This window comes from Actibacterium lipolyticum (assembly GCF_900184935.1).
Classification (GTDB): Bacteria; Pseudomonadota; Alphaproteobacteria; order Rhodobacterales; family Rhodobacteraceae; genus Actibacterium_A; species Actibacterium_A lipolyticum.
Genome location: NZ_FXYE01000002.1, coordinates 1078312 through 1093895 on the forward strand (window position 1 = coordinate 1078312; position 15584 = coordinate 1093895).

22 protein-coding genes are annotated in these 15584 nt (G+C 58.0%); 12 read left to right on the top strand and 10 right to left on the bottom strand.

Annotated elements, in window-relative coordinates; genetic code table 11:
- The first annotated feature begins 13 nt into the window (after positions 1-13).
- Positions 14-775, top strand: coding sequence for an SDR family oxidoreductase (locus COL8621_RS13905; protein ID WP_093967918.1), 762 nt, complete (start codon positions 14-16; stop codon positions 773-775).
- On the opposite strand, the gene COL8621_RS13910 is transcribed toward COL8621_RS13905, so the two are convergent.
- Both COL8621_RS13910 and nth read right to left on the bottom strand, forming a co-directional pair.
- Positions 776-1762, bottom strand: coding sequence for an adenosine kinase (locus tag COL8621_RS13910; protein ID WP_093967919.1), 987 nt, complete (start codon positions 1760-1762; stop codon positions 776-778).
- Complete coding sequence (gene nth / locus COL8621_RS13915) at positions 1759-2403, bottom strand: endonuclease III (protein ID WP_093967920.1); 645 nt, start codon at positions 2401-2403, stop codon at positions 1759-1761. Before nth ends, COL8621_RS13910 begins: the two co-directional genes overlap by 4 nt.
- A gap of 115 nt (positions 2404-2518) precedes the next feature.
- Between nth and COL8621_RS13920 the strand changes: the two genes are divergently transcribed.
- The 3 genes from COL8621_RS13920 to COL8621_RS13930 all read left to right on the top strand — a co-directional run bounded on the left by COL8621_RS13920 (position 2519) and on the right by COL8621_RS13930 (position 5017).
- Positions 2519-3370: a methylated-DNA--[protein]-cysteine S-methyltransferase gene (locus COL8621_RS13920; RefSeq protein WP_093968598.1), complete on the top strand. Its 852-nt coding sequence runs from the start codon at positions 2519-2521 to the stop codon at positions 3368-3370.
- A gap of 118 nt (positions 3371-3488) precedes the next feature.
- A complete protein-coding gene (locus COL8621_RS13925; RefSeq protein ID WP_093967921.1) occupies positions 3489-4154 on the top strand; it encodes a YiaD family glycine zipper/OmpA-like lipoprotein in 666 nt (221 codons plus the stop codon).
- Between the two features lie 92 nt (positions 4155-4246).
- Positions 4247-5017, top strand: coding sequence for a FadR/GntR family transcriptional regulator (locus tag COL8621_RS13930; protein WP_093967922.1), 771 nt, complete (start codon positions 4247-4249; stop codon positions 5015-5017).
- A gap of 35 nt (positions 5018-5052) precedes the next feature.
- On the opposite strand, the gene COL8621_RS13935 is transcribed toward COL8621_RS13930, so the two are convergent.
- The 6 genes from COL8621_RS13935 to COL8621_RS13960 all read right to left on the bottom strand — a co-directional run bounded on the left by COL8621_RS13935 (position 5053) and on the right by COL8621_RS13960 (position 8388).
- Positions 5053-5673 (bottom strand): YdeI/OmpD-associated family protein, encoded by a 621-nt coding sequence (locus COL8621_RS13935; RefSeq protein ID WP_093967923.1) that lies wholly within the window; start codon positions 5671-5673, stop codon positions 5053-5055.
- 144 nt (positions 5674-5817) lie between these two features.
- The gene (locus COL8621_RS13940) at positions 5818-6372 is read right to left on the bottom strand and encodes a F0F1 ATP synthase subunit B (protein ID WP_093967924.1); all 555 of its coding nucleotides are present in this window, start codon (positions 6370-6372) and stop codon (positions 5818-5820) included.
- A gap of 5 nt (positions 6373-6377) precedes the next feature.
- Complete coding sequence (locus COL8621_RS13945; protein ID WP_093967925.1) at positions 6378-6941, bottom strand: F0F1 ATP synthase subunit B'; 564 nt, start codon at positions 6939-6941, stop codon at positions 6378-6380.
- A 74-nt stretch (positions 6942-7015) separates the two neighbouring features.
- On the bottom strand, positions 7016-7252 hold the full coding sequence (locus COL8621_RS13950) for a F0F1 ATP synthase subunit C (protein WP_093967926.1): 237 nt from the start codon (positions 7250-7252) through the stop codon (positions 7016-7018).
- Between the two features lie 47 nt (positions 7253-7299).
- Entirely contained in the window at positions 7300-8055 is a 756-nt protein-coding gene (locus tag COL8621_RS13955; RefSeq protein ID WP_093967927.1) for a F0F1 ATP synthase subunit A, read from the bottom strand.
- 3 nt (positions 8056-8058) lie between these two features.
- Positions 8059-8388 (bottom strand): AtpZ/AtpI family protein, encoded by a 330-nt coding sequence (locus tag COL8621_RS13960; protein ID WP_093967928.1) that lies wholly within the window; start codon positions 8386-8388, stop codon positions 8059-8061.
- Between the two features lie 230 nt (positions 8389-8618).
- Here COL8621_RS13960 and COL8621_RS13965 point away from each other — a divergent pair, with 230 nt between their 5' ends.
- Positions 8619-8954: an ArsR/SmtB family transcription factor gene (locus COL8621_RS13965; protein WP_093967929.1), complete on the top strand. Its 336-nt coding sequence runs from the start codon at positions 8619-8621 to the stop codon at positions 8952-8954.
- Here the strand turns inward: COL8621_RS13965 and COL8621_RS13970 are convergent.
- On the bottom strand, positions 8951-9808 hold the full coding sequence (locus COL8621_RS13970) for a DMT family transporter (RefSeq protein WP_093968599.1): 858 nt from the start codon (positions 9806-9808) through the stop codon (positions 8951-8953). The two genes, COL8621_RS13965 and COL8621_RS13970, sit on opposite strands and share 4 nt — an antisense overlap.
- 35 nt (positions 9809-9843) lie before the next feature.
- Positions 9844-10722 (bottom strand): LysR family transcriptional regulator, encoded by an 879-nt coding sequence (locus COL8621_RS13975; protein WP_093967930.1) that lies wholly within the window; start codon positions 10720-10722, stop codon positions 9844-9846.
- A gap of 100 nt (positions 10723-10822) precedes the next feature.
- On the opposite strand from COL8621_RS13975, the gene COL8621_RS13980 reads away from it, so the two are divergent.
- The 7 genes from COL8621_RS13980 to rpsP all read left to right on the top strand — a co-directional run bounded on the left by COL8621_RS13980 (position 10823) and on the right by rpsP (position 15547).
- Complete coding sequence (locus COL8621_RS13980; protein ID WP_093968600.1) at positions 10823-11425, top strand: FMN-dependent NADH-azoreductase; 603 nt, start codon at positions 10823-10825, stop codon at positions 11423-11425.
- 236 nt (positions 11426-11661) lie between these two features.
- Positions 11662-13167: a signal recognition particle protein gene (ffh, locus tag COL8621_RS13985; protein WP_093967931.1), complete on the top strand. Its 1506-nt coding sequence runs from the start codon at positions 11662-11664 to the stop codon at positions 13165-13167.
- Positions 13167-13694 (top strand): GNAT family N-acetyltransferase, encoded by a 528-nt coding sequence (locus COL8621_RS13990; protein ID WP_093967932.1) that lies wholly within the window; start codon positions 13167-13169, stop codon positions 13692-13694. The genes ffh and COL8621_RS13990 overlap by 1 nt, the downstream gene beginning before the upstream one ends.
- Positions 13691-14221 (top strand): GNAT family N-acetyltransferase, encoded by a 531-nt coding sequence (locus COL8621_RS13995; protein WP_235823876.1) that lies wholly within the window; start codon positions 13691-13693, stop codon positions 14219-14221. Before COL8621_RS13990 ends, COL8621_RS13995 begins: the two co-directional genes overlap by 4 nt.
- Complete coding sequence (locus tag COL8621_RS14000; RefSeq protein WP_093967933.1) at positions 14218-14820, top strand: GNAT family N-acetyltransferase; 603 nt, start codon at positions 14218-14220, stop codon at positions 14818-14820. Before COL8621_RS13995 ends, COL8621_RS14000 begins: the two co-directional genes overlap by 4 nt.
- The gene (locus tag COL8621_RS14005) at positions 14813-15109 is read left to right on the top strand and encodes a chorismate mutase (protein ID WP_093967934.1); all 297 of its coding nucleotides are present in this window, start codon (positions 14813-14815) and stop codon (positions 15107-15109) included. The genes COL8621_RS14000 and COL8621_RS14005 overlap by 8 nt, the downstream gene beginning before the upstream one ends.
- A 39-nt stretch (positions 15110-15148) precedes the next feature.
- Entirely contained in the window at positions 15149-15547 is a 399-nt protein-coding gene (gene rpsP, locus COL8621_RS14010) for a 30S ribosomal protein S16 (protein WP_093967935.1), read from the top strand.
- Positions 15548-15584 lie beyond the last annotated feature (37 nt).

Genomic DNA, 15584 nt, shown 5'->3' on the forward strand with positions numbered 1-15584 from the left:
CACAGGGTTTGAAATGGCATTTGATCTTAGCAATCGCACCGTACTTTTGACCGGCGCAACCCGCGGCATTGGGCGTGAAATGCTGCACCTTTTGCTTGCGCGAAATGCAAAGGTTCTGGCCGTTGCGCGCAGCGAAGCGGCATTAACCGCATTAGAGGCCGCCTATCCCGACAAAGTGTTCACCCTGACCGCCGATCTGGCAAGCCCCGATATGCCACGTGCCATCGCCCGCTGGGTCGCTGATCAGCACCCCGATTGCAGCGTTCTGATAAACAACGCAGCTGTGATGAAGCACACCTATCTGACAGACGTGGACCCACGCCACGAAACCGACATCACGACCGAGGTTGCGGTGAACCTGACCGCCCCAATACAGCTTTGCGCGATGCTGTTGCCAACTTTGATGGGTCAACCAAACGCGGCCATTGTGAATGTCACCTCTGGCCTGGCGATTGCGCCAATCACCAACGCTGCAACCTATTGCGCCACAAAGGCGGCGCTGCGCCATTTCACCAAGGCACTGCGGTATCAATGCCAAGACGCGAAGGCCGATATTCAGGTGACCGAGGCGGTGATGGCATTGGTGGATACCACCCTGTCCCACGGCGACCCGGCCATGAAACTGCCCCCTGCAAAAGCCGCCGCCGAAGTTATCGCGGGGCTAGAGGCCGGAAAGGACGAGATTTGGATAGAAAAGACCAAGCTGCTGCGCCGGGTCTGGCGGCTGTCCCCTTCCTTGGCCGAAGGGATCATGCGCCGCCGGACACCTGCGTAATCAGATAAGGCCCGCCTTGACGAACAGCGCCTTCAGGTCTGTCTCAGGGCGCGCGCCGAAATGGCTGATCACTTCGGCGGCAGCCACGTTGCCCATACGGCCGCACGTTTCCAGCGTTTGGCCCGTCGCAAACCCATAAAGGAAACCCGCGGCAAACTGATCGCCCGCGCCGGTCGCATCCACGGGAACCACACGGTTTACCGGCACAACGGCCTCTTCATCGCCGCGCACCAGCACGACTTCGCTGCCTGAACGGGTGCAGACCACAAGACCACTGTCTTGGGCAGCCTGTTCCAACGCGGCGCTAAGATCGGTTTGGTACAGAGATTCCCATTCGTGTTCGTTGCCGATCACGTAATCCAGTTCTTTCACCAGCTTGCGGAACCCGTCGCGGTGACGATCCACACAGAAGGGGTCAGACAGGCTGATGCCCGCCTTGCCGCCGTTCGCGCGGCAAACCTTGGCGGCGCGGTCAAATGCCTCTTTCCCTTTGGGCTTGTCGTAAAGATACCCTTCAAGGAACAGGATTTCGGCCTGCCCTGCCACGTCATCGGCCACATCTTCGGGGCCAAGTTCGGCGGAAATACCAAGGTAGGTGTTCATCGAACGCTCGCCATCTGGCGACACAAAAATCATAGAGCGCGAGGTTGGCAGTTCGCCCCCTTCGACCGGCGGGTTCACGAAATCCGTTCCGTCCCGCGCCATTTCTGAGGCGTAGAACTGGCCAAGCGCGTCGTCATGCACCCGCCCGATAAACCCGGTGGAAAGGCCAAGGTTGCCCAGCCCCGCCAATGTGTTCGCAACCGAACCGCCGGGCGCCTGCGTGCGTTCACGCATCGCGCCATACAGCATCTCGCCACGCTTGCGCTCCACAAGCTGCATGATGCCTTTTTGGATTCCCATCAGTTCAAGGAAACTATCGTCACTTTGGGTCAGCACATCGACAATGGCATTGCCGATGCCGACAACCTGATACGTCTTGGTCAAAGGGTCTTCTCCTCGAACGGGCAAAGGTCACGGATGATACAGTTGGCGCAAACCGGCTTGCGCGCCTTGCAGGTATACCGGCCGTGCAGAATTAGCCAGTGGTGGGCGTGCTGCTGAAACTCGGCTGGGATGTTGTCTTCGATGGCGCGTTCCACCGCATCCACGTTCTTACCAGCGCAAATGCCGGTGCGGTTGCCGATGCGGAAAATGTGGGTATCAACCGCTTGGGCGGGATAGTGGAACCACATATTCAACACCACATTCGCCGTCTTGCGCCCGACACCGGGCAGCGACTGCAACGCCGCCCGCGACGAGGGAACGATACCATCGTATTCGTCCACCAGAATGCGGCTAAGCTTTATGACGTTCTTGGCCTTGTTGCGATACAGGCCAATCGTCTTGATATGGTCGATCAGGCGCTCTTCGCCCAGATCCAGCATCTTTTGCGGGGTATCGGCGATCTTGAACAATTCGCGCGTAGCCTTGTTTACCCCCACATCGGTCGCCTGCGCCGAAAGCGCCACAGCCACAACAAGGGTATAGGCGTTAACGTGATCAAGTTCGCCCTTCGGTTCGGGATCGTGTTCCTGAAACCGGGTAAAGATCTTGTGGATCGTATGATAATCAAGCTGCTTTGCCATAAACCGGGGTATGCCCGTTGCGCCGCGCCACGGCAAGCCTTTGGCGTTTGGCGCATGTTTCGGGTCGCAGGAACGGGGGCTGCCCCCTATCTTACCCTCAACGACGGAGGCGAAGATGAACGCAGACCCACAGGAAAACGACTATCACTATCAGGTCATGCGCCGGGCGATAGAACGGATTGACGCCGCCGATGGCGAACTGCTTTCGCTTGAACAGCTGTCGGATGAAATGCAGATGAGCCCGGCCCATTTCCAACGCTTGTTCAGCCGCTGGGCGGGCGTTTCGCCAAAACGGTTTCAGCAGTATCTTGCGCTTGGGCACGCCAAGGCCCTGCTGCATGAGAGGTTCACGACCTTGGAAACCGCAGCCAGCGCCGGGCTGTCCGGTGGCGGGCGACTGCACGATCTGTTTCTGCGCTGGGAAGCGATGAGCCCCGGTGCCTTTGCCCGCAAAGGCGAAGGGTTGGAAATTGCCTATGGATGGTTCCCCAGCCCCTTTGGAGAAGCTTTGGCCATGGGCACCGACAAAGGCCTGTGCGGCCTTGCGTTCTGCGACGAAACCGGCCGCGACGCCAGCTTTGCCGACATGACCAGCCGGTGGCCCAATGCCACCTTCACAGAAGCCCCCGAGCAGCTGGAAGCCCCCGTAAAAGCTGCGTTCAACCAATCGGGTCAGGCTGACCTGCACCTGATCGGCGCGCCCTTTCAGATCAAGGTATGGGAGGCCCTGCTGACCATCCCATCCGGCCACGTGACAACCTATTCTGAAATCGCGCAATCCATCGGCCACCCCAAAGCGGTGCGCGCCGTAGGAACGGCGGTTGGGCGCAATCCGATCAGCTTTTTGATCCCCTGCCACCGGGCTTTGCGCAAATCTGGCGGGCTTGGCGGGTACCACTGGGGGCTACCCGTGAAACGCGCGATGCTGGCGTGGGAGTCCGCCCGGGAAGAGGCCAAAGCCTCATAATCATGGGCGGATTGCCGCCTTCTGAGTCAATTCTTCGTGCATTCCCCTTAGTCCCAGCGCCGCCAGTATCTATATTGTCGCCAATGTTCCGAACCTGGAACTTGAAGATGAGGCAAAAATGATTCGAGCAAAACTTCCCCTGACCCTTGCAGCCGCTGGCGCACTGGCCCTGTCAGCCTGTACAGACACCGGCATCCAAACCAGTGACCCCGATCAGCGCACGAAAGAGGGCGTTGCCATTGGCGCCGCCCTAGGTGCCGTCACCGGCGCATTGGTTGGTGACGATTCAGATTCCCGCAACAAAGGCGCAATTGTCGGCGGCATCATCGGCGCGGGCGTTGGCGGCGTGATCGGAAACCAGTTGGACAAACAAGCCGCCGACCTGCGCAACGATTTCGACAACAGCGCGATCAACGTTGTGAACACAGGCGACGCGCTTGTCGTGACCATGCCACAGGACATCCTGTTCGCGGTCGACAGCTCAACCGTTAGCGCGTCGTTGCAAAGCGACCTGCGCGTGTTGGCAAACAGCCTGAACGAATACCCCAACACCACCATCGAAGTGATCGGCCACACCGATAACACCGGCGACGCGGGCTATAACCAAGCTCTGTCGGCACGCCGTGCAACGGCTGTTACGTCGGTTCTTCAGAATGCAGGTGTTTCCGCCAGCCGCCTACGCTCTTATGGCCGGGGCGAAGATTCCCCTGTCGCGTCCAACCTGAACGCGGAAGGCCGCGCGCTGAACCGCCGGGTCGAAATCATCATTCGCCCGAACGCCTAAGCATCAAACCAAAGGCCGGGCACCACGCCCGGCCTTTATGGTTGCCGCACCGGCTGGGTGGTCATATGTTCTGACCGATTGCCGGAGGCCCCATGCCCTTTCACGAAATTCAGCCCGAAAAGCTCTCCAACTCAGTCGTGCGTCAGATTGAGCTGTTGATCCTGCGTGGCATCCTGCGCCCCGGTGAACGGCTGCCATCAGAACGAGAGCTTTCCGAAAAGCTGGGCGTTTCCCGTCCCTCGCTGCGCGAAGCAATCTCTGCGCTACAAGAACGCGGGCTTTTGACCAGCCGCGCTGGCGCCGGCATTTTCGTGGCCGAGGTGCTGGGCTCTGCGTTCTCCGACGCGCTGATCCGCCTGTTCGCATCCCATGACGAAGCCGTGTTCGACTATATCGATTTCCGCCGCGACATGGAGGCTTTGGCCGCCGAACGCGCCGCGCGTCAAGCGTCCGACACCGATCTGAAGGTCATCAACACGATCTTCGAAAAGATGGAAGCCGCCCACCCAAAACGCAACCCAGCAGACGAAGCCCGGCTGGATGCGGAATTCCACATGTCGATCATCGAAGCGTCCCACAACGTGATCATGCTGCACATGATGCGCTCTATGTTCGACCTGCTGCGTGAAGGCGTGTTTTATAACCGCCAAGTCATGTTCCGCCAACGCACCACGCGCGGCGCATTGCTTGACCAACACCGTGCCATCAACGACGCCCTGCAGGCCCGCGACGCCACCGCCGCCCGTGCAGCAGTCGAGGCGCATTTGAACTACGTCGAAGAAGCCTTGAAGAACCAACAAGCCGCAGATCGGAACGAGGCAATCGCCCAACAGCGGTTGGAGCATGAAAAGCTCAGGAACTAAACGCTGCGCCGTAAAGGCAGCGTTGGCTCACAAACCTACCGTTCAGTCGCGCCCTTACCTTCGATGATCTTGTCGCGAAATTTCGCAATGCGCGCCACGCGTGTCTCGTGCTTTTTCGCCGCATTCAGATTGAGCACATAGCTTTTCTGCCGCCCCGGTGTCAGCTTGTGAAATGCCTCGGCCAATATGGGATCAGCATCCAAGGCGTCCACCAACGCGTCAGGCAATTTAACGACGGCCTTTTGCTTCTTGGGTTTCAGACCTGCGTCGGCATAGGCCATCGCTTCTTCCAAATAGGCACGAATGGTCGGCGCGCGCTCGGCCACCTGTGCGTTGGCGTCAAAGCGCAGCATGTTGGGATGCTGGGTGTTCGGCCCCTGTTTCTCAAGCAACCCCGACGAGTCTTTCATCAAAGCTGCATTGAAAAAGCTAAGCCGAAAATCACCCCGGAACGCCCCGATGATCGCGATGTTTCGCCCCGCGTGCATATAGCAGGGATGCCCCCATTTAACCGTCTCAACCAGCCCGGCATTGATGCATAAGGCGCGCAGCGCTCTCAGGCCTTCGGCCCAATGCCGCGTCGAACAATCTGCGGTATCAAAGCGTTTGCAGCGCCCGCAGCCCTTCGAAAAATAGTCTTCGATTTCAGTTATCATCGTAACACTCTGCCTTAGGTGGCGCGAACCATAGACTGTACCCGCAGCCCGCCACAAGACTTATGGAAGGGTCTAACGGGCCGCCCACAAAAACAAAAAACCCGGCGCGATGGCCGGGTTCTTAAATCTTGTGGGTCGAACCGCTTAGTGCAGCTTAGCTTCAACCTGTGCAATCGCATCGTCGATAAGGCTGTCGCCCGAGTCTGCAGTCATCTGCTTGGCAACAACGTCGCCCGCAGCGGCCACAGCCACAGTAACAGCGGTATCACGTACTTCGCGAATAGCCGCAGCTTCGGCGGAACCGATTTGATCAACCGCAGCCTGAAGGCGGCGCGTGATCGACGCGGAAAGATCTTCTTTCGCTTGCGCAGCGGCAATCTCTGCCTCTTCGCGGGCGTGTGCGATGATCCGTTCGGACTGTTCTTGCACTTCCTTCTGCTTGCGCTCGTAAGAGGCAAGGATGGTTTGTGCTTCTTCGCGCAGTGCTTTGGCTTCGTTCAGTTCGGCACGAATGCCGTCAGCCCGCTTATCAAGCAAACCGCCCAGCATCGCTGGAACTTTGAAGTAGATAAGCACCGCAATGAACAGCAAGAACGCCAGCAGAACCACGAAGTCCGTGTTGCGCAGCGAAAAGAACGGGCCGGACGCAGCCAGCGCAGGGCTGGCAGCAAGGGTGAAAAGAACCGTCAGTTTTTTCATCTGGTTTACCCTTTCAGCCGTTCGGTAACTGCCGCGGCAATCGCTTTTGCGTCGGCCTTGTGGCCCAGCGCGCTAACGATTTCTTTGGCAGTGTCATTGGCCACTTCCGTCACGCTTTGCATCGCGCCATCGCGAATTGCAGCGATCGATTTTTCCGATTCCGCAGCTTTCGCAGCGATTTCGGCGTCTGCTTTCGCAGTCGCATCGTCCAGATCGGCCTGAATTTCGGCCTTGGCTTCAGCGATAATCTTCTGTGCTTCGACACGTGCGTCAGCCAGAGCCTGATTATAGGCGTCTTCGGCTTCCTGCGCCTTGAGCTTCAGCTCTTCGGCGGCAGCAATATCGTTGGTGATCGTGCTCTGACGGTCAGCCAGAACAGAACCGATCCGTGGCAGCGCGACGCGCGACAGGATCAGGTAAATCACCACAATCGTGACGACGAGCCAGAAAATCTGGTTCGGGAAAGTCGCGAAGTCCAGCTGTGGCATGCCGGCGGATTCCGCCCCATGCGCAGCTTCCATCGCGCCTTTTGCAGCCCCGTGGGCCGCTTCGTTCGCGTCTGTTGCCATGTCGTCCTCCAGGAACCTCTGTTTACAATGGGTGGGCTGTTAGCCCACCCAAGCGTAAGGATCGGTTCGTTGGATTAGACTGCAAACATCAGCAGAAGCGCGACGAGGAACGAGAAGATCCCCAGTGCTTCCGCAAACGCGATACCGATGAACAGGGTCGCTGTCTGACCAGCAGCAGCCGATGGGTTACGCAGCGCGCCGGACAGGTAGTTGCCAGCAACGTTGCCCACACCTACAGCAGCACCACCCATACCCATACAGGCAAGACCGGCACCGATGTATGCACCCATTTGTACGATATCGCCTTCCATAGTCGTTCTCCTTACGTTGGAATTGGCTAGAATTAGTTTCTCAGACCTTAGTGGCTCGGATGCAGGGCATCGCGCAGGTACACGCAGGTCAGGATCGTGAAGACATAAGCCTGGATGAAGGACACCAGCACTTCTAGGCCGTACATTGCTGTGATGGCGGCGATCGAAAGCGGGGAAATCGCAGCGATTGCAGCAAAGCCAGCAAACACTTTGATCACCGCGTGGCCGGCCATCATGTTACCAGCAAGACGGATGGAATGGCTTACCGGGCGAACGAAGTACGAGATGATTTCGATCAGCGCCAGAACTGGACGCAGCGGCAGCGGCGCCGAGGATACCCAGAACAAGCCAAGGAATTTCGTACCGTTCAGCACAAAGCCAAGAACGGTAACTGTCAGGAACACCGCCATCGCCAGAACTGCGGTTACCGCAATGTGGGATGTCGTGGTGAATGCCATCGGGATCAGGCCAAGGAAGTTGGCGAACACGATGAACATGAACAGTGTCATGATATATGGGAAGTATTTAACGCCATCTTTGCCGGTGACGTCTTCAACCATCTTGTGAACGAACCCATAGGCCAGTTCGGCAATCGACTGAACGCGTGTTGGGATGACCGCACGGCCACGTGTACCAACAACCAGCAGCAGGAAGATCACCAGAACGGTAACAGCCATCCACAGCGTTACGTTTGTCGGAGTGTACCAGTGCACCGCGCCGTCGCCAAAAAGCGGCTTTACGTTGAACTGATCCATCGGGTGGAACACCAGACCCGTCTCTTCGCCATGTGCTTCGGTAGCCACGTTTCAGTCCCTCTCGTCTTTGTCGGCCTCGGCCGTCATCGTCTTTTGCATTTCGGCAGCGGAGCGCATCATCGTCTTCACCCCAGCTGCAAACCCCAGCAATATGAACAGCACCAGCATGATGGGTTTCGTGCCAAACAGCGCATCCAACCCGTATCCGATGCCAAAGCCGATCCCCAGACCGGCAACAAGCTCTATCACCATCCGCCAGGCGTGTTGCGCCTGAGAATAATGTTCGTCCTGATGGTCCTTCCCCGGCTCCTGCAGCTTCTTAGCCGCAGCGATCCGTTCTTCAAGCTGCGTTAGCCGCTCTTTATCAGCCGGATCTACCATGTTCGAAGGCCCCCTAGGACAGTCGCCGCGAACCTAGTTAGGGGGTAGCAATGAGTCAAGCTGGATAACGACACATCGCCAAACATGTAACATACTGTATTTAAACGGTAAAATTTATTCCGGACGCGTTCGGCAAAACGCCAACCCACGCTTTGGGGCGCTAACAAGCCGCATCTGTATATTCAACCAATTGGTTGACGATCGAACGGCATTGACGCCATAGCATCGGTATGGACGCACAACTTGATACAGTCTTTGCGGCGCTGGCCGACCCCACACGGCGGTCAATACTGGCAATGCTGTTAGAAGATGACATGGCTGTCACGGATGTGGCCGAGCCGTTTGAGATGTCACTGGCGGCCGTTTCAAAGCATCTGACCATCCTGACGCGTGCAGGACTCATCAGTCAGGAAAAGCGCGGGCGCGTGAAATGGTGCAAGCTGGAACCGGACGCGCTGCGCGATGCGTCGATCTGGATGCAAAGCTTTGGACAGTTCGAGGCCGTGAACCTTGATGCCTTCGAACGCTTCCTTGAAGGTGAACTTGATGGCCCGACCGCAGATTAGGCTGCGTGCTCGTTCTTCAGCAGCATCCACAGCGCCACCATCGTCACCCCAACACCCACAAAGATCATAGGCTGCGGCGCACCGTTGCCCAGCAGAACCTCCCACCCGATCACCCAACTTGGGGTCAGGTAGGTGTATGCCATCACCTTGGCCGAAGGCAGCCGAAGGGATGCAAACCGCAGCAATAGAAAGGTCACCGTGCTGGCAAAGATGATGAGATAGGCGATGATAAGCCAGTCGGTCAGCAAAAGGCTGCCCCAATCCGCGCTCAACACTGCTGAACCCCCAAAGACCAACAACAGCAACACCATCGCCGACATGACCCCAAAGTTAAAGGCAAGCGCAGGTTCGCCCCGATTGAACCGCGCAACCAACGGTGTGAAAATCGCATGCGCGACGCAACCGACGAAGAACACTTTTTCGCCCCGGCCAATCTCAAACGCCAAGAACGCCGATAGGTCAGCCCGGAAGATCACCCACAGCGCGCCCACGCCTCCAAAGACCAAGGCCACCACCATCCGTTGCGTCGTGGCTTGCCGCATCAACAACCAGCCAAAGATAGCAGACAGCACAGGCGTAAGGGTGAAAACTGCTGCGGTCGAAACGGGCGATGCGGTTTTCAACCCTTCGAACATCAGAACGAAATACGAAGCGAACAAACCGCCCAGCACGATGTATCGCCACGGCGCACGATAATAGGAACGCTTCATGCCCGACCCCATGAGCGCCGCGATACCAATGATCACGGTCGCAATGGAAAAGCGCACAGCCGTCAGCGCAACTGGGTCAATCTTATTGGCGATCAGGCTGCCAAAGCTAAACGACCCCCCGACAAGGAACGAGAAGGACAGCATCGCCAAGTGACCTTTTTGCGCGGCACTTAGCCCGTTCAAGGCCACGATTTGGCTGCCTCTTTCAATGCTGCGGTAAAGCTTTGTACTTTTGCTGTTCGGTGCAGATCCACATGCGTCACCAGCCAAAGCGGTATCTCCCAATCTGCCTGTGGTGGGCGAATCTCAACCAGTTCCGAAGACTCCGCCGCCATCCAACATGGCATAAAACCAATTCCAGCGCCGACCCGGACGGCCTCAAACCCATCGCGCAGATCAGACGTCCGCAGGCCGATCCGCTCGGCCGGAACGTTTTCCTTCATCCAACGATAGAAAGACGCCCGGTGATTTTCGTCAGTCGGCCCGACAAACGTGTGGTTGGCATAATCATCACCCTCCAGCATTCCATTCGCCGCGACGTAGTTTTTGTGCGCGTAAAGCCCCGCTTGGGATCTGGACAACGGCTGAACGATGTTGTCGGGGTCTTCGGGTTTATTCCCTGCGCGAATGGCAACATGCGCCTCGCCGTATTCCAGACGGAACAAGCGCGCGTCGGTTATCAGCCGCATGGTCAATTCGTCATGTTCGGCCTTGAACGACGCAAGAACCGGCATCAACAAGGGCGCGATCGTGTCAACGCAAGTTAGCACCAATTCACCGGTCATGGCCGCGCCATGGCCGTGCAGACGCCCGGCAAGCTCTTCGAACTGGTCGGCGGTGGCCTGTGCCACCTGAAGCAAATCCAGCCCCGCATCTGTTGGCGTATAACCGCGGGCGTGGCGCTGAAACAGCTTGACGCCCAGCCGCCCTTCCAATGCATCGATATGCCGGATCACTGTCGCATGGTGCACGCCAAGAACCTCGGCGGCGCCGCTGACTGTGCCCAGCCGGGCAACGTGAAACGCCGTCCGAATCTCATCCCAATTGTCAACATTCATATGTGCGTCACCTCACAGACCGTGTTGAGTTTGGATGATTGTGTTCATGGATGCAATCGCCATTTTGGAAGAGAAATCATTGCACCGCAGGAGCAACCCAATGAGCCAATCAATCCTTCGCATCGACTCGTCCATCAAAGGTGGCGAATCTGTTTCACGCAAACTGACCGACGAAATCATTGAACGCCTGACCAAGGCCGACGCATCCGCCACGGTCGTTGCACGCGATCTAAGTGAAATCACCCCGCCGATGATCAACGGCGCGTGGCTTGGTTCCGTTTTCACGCCCGAAGCAGACCGTTCAACAGAACAAAGCGCCACGGCTGAACTGTCGGACACTTTGATCGCCGAAATTAAGGCCGCCGACGTTCTGGTCATTGCCCTGCCCGTTTATAACTTTGCCGTGCCTGCACAGCTTAAAGCGTGGATCGATCAGATCTGCCGCGCCGGTGTCACCTTTAATTACTCTGAAGACGGCCCCGTTGGCACAATGACCGGCAAGCGCGCGATCGTTGCCTATGCTTCCAACGGGACGCGTTTTGGTTCGGAAATCGACTTTGCCTCTCCGTACATCAAGCACATGCTGGGCTTCATCGGCATCACCGATGTTCAATTCGTCGCCTCGGACCATATGGCAATTGATGCCGAAGCATCGATGAAAGCCGCGAACGACGCGATTGAAGGGCTGAAACTAACTGCCTAACCACTGCTTGCCCGGTGCCCGCTGAAACGGGTGCCGGGCCTTGCTGTGCTTGACTCTGCGCCCATCCGCGCCTAAACGCCCACGTAAGTTTTCCGGAAGTGTGCCAAACCTTCCGGTCCTGACCATTTCAGGATCGCCACCAGTCAGCGCGTTGCGCCCACTGGTGCCGTTGGCGTTTGGGACGTTCGCCACTACGTATGGCGGGCACGGTTTTACGGTCTTAGGAGGGCCAGGGCATGTTTGAAAATCTATCCGAACGCCTCTCTGGCGTCTTTGATCGCCTGACCAAACAGGGCGCGCTGTCGGAAGACGACGTTAAAACGGCCCTGCGCGAAGTCCGCGTCGCCCTGCTGGAGGCTGACGTTTCGCTGCCAGTTGCGCGCGATTTCGTCAAAGCCATTCAGGAAAAAGCGACAGGGCAAGCCGTTACCAAATCGGTCACCCCCGGCCAGCAGGTCATCAAGATCGTTCACGATGAGCTGGTCCATGTCCTGACGGGCGATGAAGACCCCGGCGCGCTGAAAATTGACAGCCCTCCCGCCCCGATCCTGATGGTTGGTCTGCAAGGTTCCGGTAAAACGACAACCACCGCCAAGCTGGCCAAACGCCTGAAGGAAAAGAACGGTAAGCGGGTGCTGATGGCCTCGCTTGACGTTAACCGCCCTGCCGCGATGGAGCAGTTGGCGATTCTTGGTGCCCAGATCGGCGTCGATACCCTGCCAATCGTTCCCGGCCAAAAGCCCGTGGATATCGCCAAACGCGCCAAGCAACAGGCAACGATGGGCGGCTACGACGTTTACATGCTGGATACCGCCGGCCGTCTGCACATCGACGAAGTGCTGATGGACGAGGTTCAGGCAGTTCGCGACGTTGCCAACCCACGCGAAACCCTGTTGGTCGTTGATGGCCTAACCGGTCAGGACGCGGTGAACGTTGCTTCGGAATTCGACGGCAAGGTCGGCATCAGCGGCGTCGTTCTGACCCGTATGGACGGCGACGGGCGCGGCGGTGCGGCGCTTTCGATGCGCGCAGTCACCGGCAAGCCGATCCGCTTTGTCGGTCTTGGTGAAAAGATGGACGCGGTGGAGGAATTCCACCCAGAACGGATCGCGGGCCGCATCCTTGGCATGGGCGATATCGTTTCGCTTGTTGAAAAAGCCCAAGAAACCATCGAGGCCGAACAGGCCGAACGCATGATGAAGCGGTTCCAAAAGGGTCAGTTCAACATGAACGACCTGCGGATGCAGCTGGAACAGATGCTTAAGATGGGTGGCATGGAAGGCGTTATGGGCATGATGCCGGGCATGGGCAAAATGGCCAAGCAGGTGGAAAAGGCCGGGTTTGACGATTCCATCCTGAAACGCCAGATCGCGCTGATCCAGTCGATGACCAAGAAAGAGCGTGCGAACCCTGCGCTCCTCCAAGCGTCACGTAAAAAGCGTATTGCCAAGGGCGCAGGCCTTGAAGTTTCGGATCTGAACAAGCTGCTGAAAATGCACCGTCAGATGGCCGACATGATGAAAAAGATGGGTAAGATGGGCAAAGGCGGAATGCTGAAGCAAGCCATGAAAGGCATGCTTGGCAAAGGCGGAATGCCCGCTGGTATGGACCCATCGCAGATGGACCCCAAAGCACTGGAAGCCGCGGCCAAACAGATGGGCGGCAAGATGCCCGGCGGCCTTCCCGGTCTTGGCGGCGGTGCCCTGCCGCCCGGCCTTAGCGGGTTTGGCAAAAAGAAATAATGACGACCGCGCCCACCATAACCACCACGCGCTTGCAGCTGCGCCACCACCGGATCGATGATTTCGAACCGATGGCCGCAATGTTTGCAACTGACTGGTCGCGGTATATGGGCGGGCCGGTATCGCGCAGCGACATGTGGCGCTGGCTGGCATCCGAGGTGGGCAGCTGGTCGTTGCTGGGCTTTGGCAGCTGGGCGGTTGATCTGCGCGAGAACGGCGAATGCATCGGGCAAGTGGGCGTGAACAAACCCGCCAACTTCCCCGAAGTGGAACTGGGCTGGATGGTTTACCCCGCACACGAAGGCAAAGGCTTTGCTTTTGAGGCTGCCGACGCAGTGCGGGATTGGGCGTTTGGTCCGCGCGGGCTAAACACGCTGGTCAGCTATATCGACCCAGAAAACGAACGCTCCATCGCGCTGGCCGAACGGCTGGGCGCAACGCGCGACGACGCGGCGGACTTGCCCGAGGGTGAAACGCCTGCCGAAACGTTGGTTTATCGCCACCCAGCACCGGGGGCATTACATTGACCCTGTCACTGAACTTCCCTGTGCTGGAAACTGAGCGCCTGACCCTGCGTGGGCCAGAGGCCGCAGATTTCGAACCTTTCGCGTCCTTCTATGAAGATGCGCGTTCCGGTGGCTTTGGCGGCCCGCTTAGCCGCGACAAGGCATGGCGCAGCTTTGCCACCAACATCGGGCACTGGGCCTTGCACGGCTATGGCCTGTGGACCGTCGTTGACACGGCCAGCGGTCAGCCCTGCGGCGTTTGCGGATTGTGGAACCCCGAAGGGTGGCCCGAACCCGAAATCGCCTGGGCGATCTATGAAGCGTTCGAAGGCAAAGGCATCGCATACGAGGCCGCCCTGCGCGTGCGTGAACATGCCTATACCACCCTTGGCTGGACCACGGTGACCAGCAACATCATTCCGGGCAACGCGCGTTCTGTGGCCTTGGCTGAACGGATGGGCGCCACGTTTGAACGTGCGTATGAAAACCCTGCAATGGGCACCGATCACCTGTACCGCCACCCCTCTGCCAAAGAGGTGCGCGCGTGACCGTGAATATCCCAACACTGGAAACCGAACGCCTGATCCTGCGCGGCCCCGAGCCCGAGGATTACCCGAATTTCGAGGCGACGTTCACATCCTACCGCTCTCGCTTTGTCGGTGGGCCGTTGAACCCCTATGAAAGCTGGATGCTTTATGCCGCGGAAATCGGCCATTGGCAGATTCACGGTTATGGCATGTGGATGATCCACGACCGTAAGACGAACGAAACGCTTGGCATGGCCGGCGGCTGGTTCCCAAAAGGTTGGCCCGAGCGTGAGATCGCGTGGATGATCTGGCCCGGCGTCGAAGGGCGTGGCATCGCGTTGGAGGCCACGGCCCGCGCGCGTGATTATTTTTATAGCGAACAGGGCTGGGAAGGTGCGGTAACGTATCTGGACCCCAAGAACCTTAGTTCGATCAAGCTGGCCGAACGGCTGGGCGCGGTGAAAGACAAACAGGCGGTTTCGATCGACAGCCACGATGTCGTTTATCGCCACCCCTCGCCCGACGCATTGCGCGCCAGCCAGTTGTCGGACGGTATCGCGCTTGAAATCCGTTCCTACATTGACCCGCTTTTTACCACCAAGGGAGGCCCGATTGACTGACGCCGTGACCCGCGCTGCGGACATCCTGAAAGAGCATCGTGAAAGCATCGACCGCCTTGATGCGATCCTCGTCTATACATTGGGCGAGCGGTTCAAGCACACCCAAGCGGTGGGCAAACTGAAAGCAGAGCATGACCTGCCCCCGTCCGACCCAAGCCGGGAAGACGCGCAGATCGCACGCCTAGAGGATCTGGCAAAACGCGCCAACCTTGACCCCGAATTCGCCAAGAAATTCCTGAATTTCATCATTCAGGAAGTCATCCAACATCACAAACAACACCAAAAATAGGCGGCTCTGCCGCTGATTGCCTTACCAAGGAGAAACCCAATGGCTATCAAAATTCGTCTCGCCCGTGGCGGTTCCAAAAAACGCCCTTTCTATCGCATCGTTGCGGCTGACAGCCGTATGCCACGTGATGGTCGCTATGTTGAAAAGCTGGGCACATATAACCCACTGCTGCCAAAAGACAGCGAAGAGCGCGTGAAAATGGACATGGAGCGTGTTCAGTACTGGTTGGGTGAAGGCGCACAGCCAACCGACCGTATCGCACGCATGCTGGAAGCTGCTGGCGTTCTGGAAAAGAAAGAGCGCAAGAACATGAACAAAGCAGAGCCAGGCACAAAAGCCAAAGAGCGCGCTGAAGAAAAAGCGGCCAAGGCTGCTGAAGCTGCCGAAGCTGCTGCTGCACCTGCTGAAGAAGCACCTGCAGAAGAGTCCGCTGAATAAGCGGCGCTTTGACGCTTTATGCACTTATCAGAAGCCG

Bases quoted from the DNA above. Each gene is read 5' to 3' on its own strand.
- COL8621_RS13925 (WP_093967921.1), top strand. From the start codon at position 3,489: ATGATTCGAGCAAAACTTCCCCTGACCCTTGCAGCCGCTGGCGCACTG.
- COL8621_RS13905 (WP_093967918.1), top strand. From the start codon at position 14: ATGGCATTTGATCTTAGCAATCGCACCGTACTTTTGACCGGCGCAACC.
- COL8621_RS13965 (WP_093967929.1), top strand. From the start codon at position 8,619: ATGGACGCACAACTTGATACAGTCTTTGCGGCGCTGGCCGACCCCACA.
- COL8621_RS13945 (WP_093967925.1), bottom strand. From the start codon at position 6,941: ATGGCAACAGACGCGAACGAAGCGGCCCACGGGGCTGCAAAAGGCGCG.
- COL8621_RS13935 (WP_093967923.1), bottom strand. From the start codon at position 5,673: ATGATAACTGAAATCGAAGACTATTTTTCGAAGGGCTGCGGGCGCTGC.
- COL8621_RS13975 (WP_093967930.1), bottom strand. From the start codon at position 10,722: ATGAATGTTGACAATTGGGATGAGATTCGGACGGCGTTTCACGTTGCC.
- COL8621_RS13950 (WP_093967926.1), bottom strand. From the start codon at position 7,252: ATGGAAGGCGATATCGTACAAATGGGTGCATACATCGGTGCCGGTCTT.
- rpsP (WP_093967935.1), top strand. From the start codon at position 15,149: ATGGCTATCAAAATTCGTCTCGCCCGTGGCGGTTCCAAAAAACGCCCT.
- COL8621_RS13990 (WP_093967932.1), top strand. From the start codon at position 13,167: ATGACGACCGCGCCCACCATAACCACCACGCGCTTGCAGCTGCGCCAC.
- ffh (WP_093967931.1), top strand. From the start codon at position 11,662: ATGTTTGAAAATCTATCCGAACGCCTCTCTGGCGTCTTTGATCGCCTG.
- COL8621_RS13920 (WP_093968598.1), top strand. From the start codon at position 2,519: ATGAACGCAGACCCACAGGAAAACGACTATCACTATCAGGTCATGCGC.
- COL8621_RS13970 (WP_093968599.1), bottom strand. From the start codon at position 9,808: ATGCTGTCCTTCTCGTTCCTTGTCGGGGGGTCGTTTAGCTTTGGCAGC.
- COL8621_RS13940 (WP_093967924.1), bottom strand. From the start codon at position 6,372: ATGAAAAAACTGACGGTTCTTTTCACCCTTGCTGCCAGCCCTGCGCTG.
- COL8621_RS13980 (WP_093968600.1), top strand. From the start codon at position 10,823: ATGAGCCAATCAATCCTTCGCATCGACTCGTCCATCAAAGGTGGCGAA.
- COL8621_RS13930 (WP_093967922.1), top strand. From the start codon at position 4,247: ATGCCCTTTCACGAAATTCAGCCCGAAAAGCTCTCCAACTCAGTCGTG.
- nth (WP_093967920.1), bottom strand. From the start codon at position 2,403: ATGGCAAAGCAGCTTGATTATCATACGATCCACAAGATCTTTACCCGG.
- COL8621_RS13960 (WP_093967928.1), bottom strand. From the start codon at position 8,388: ATGGTAGATCCGGCTGATAAAGAGCGGCTAACGCAGCTTGAAGAACGG.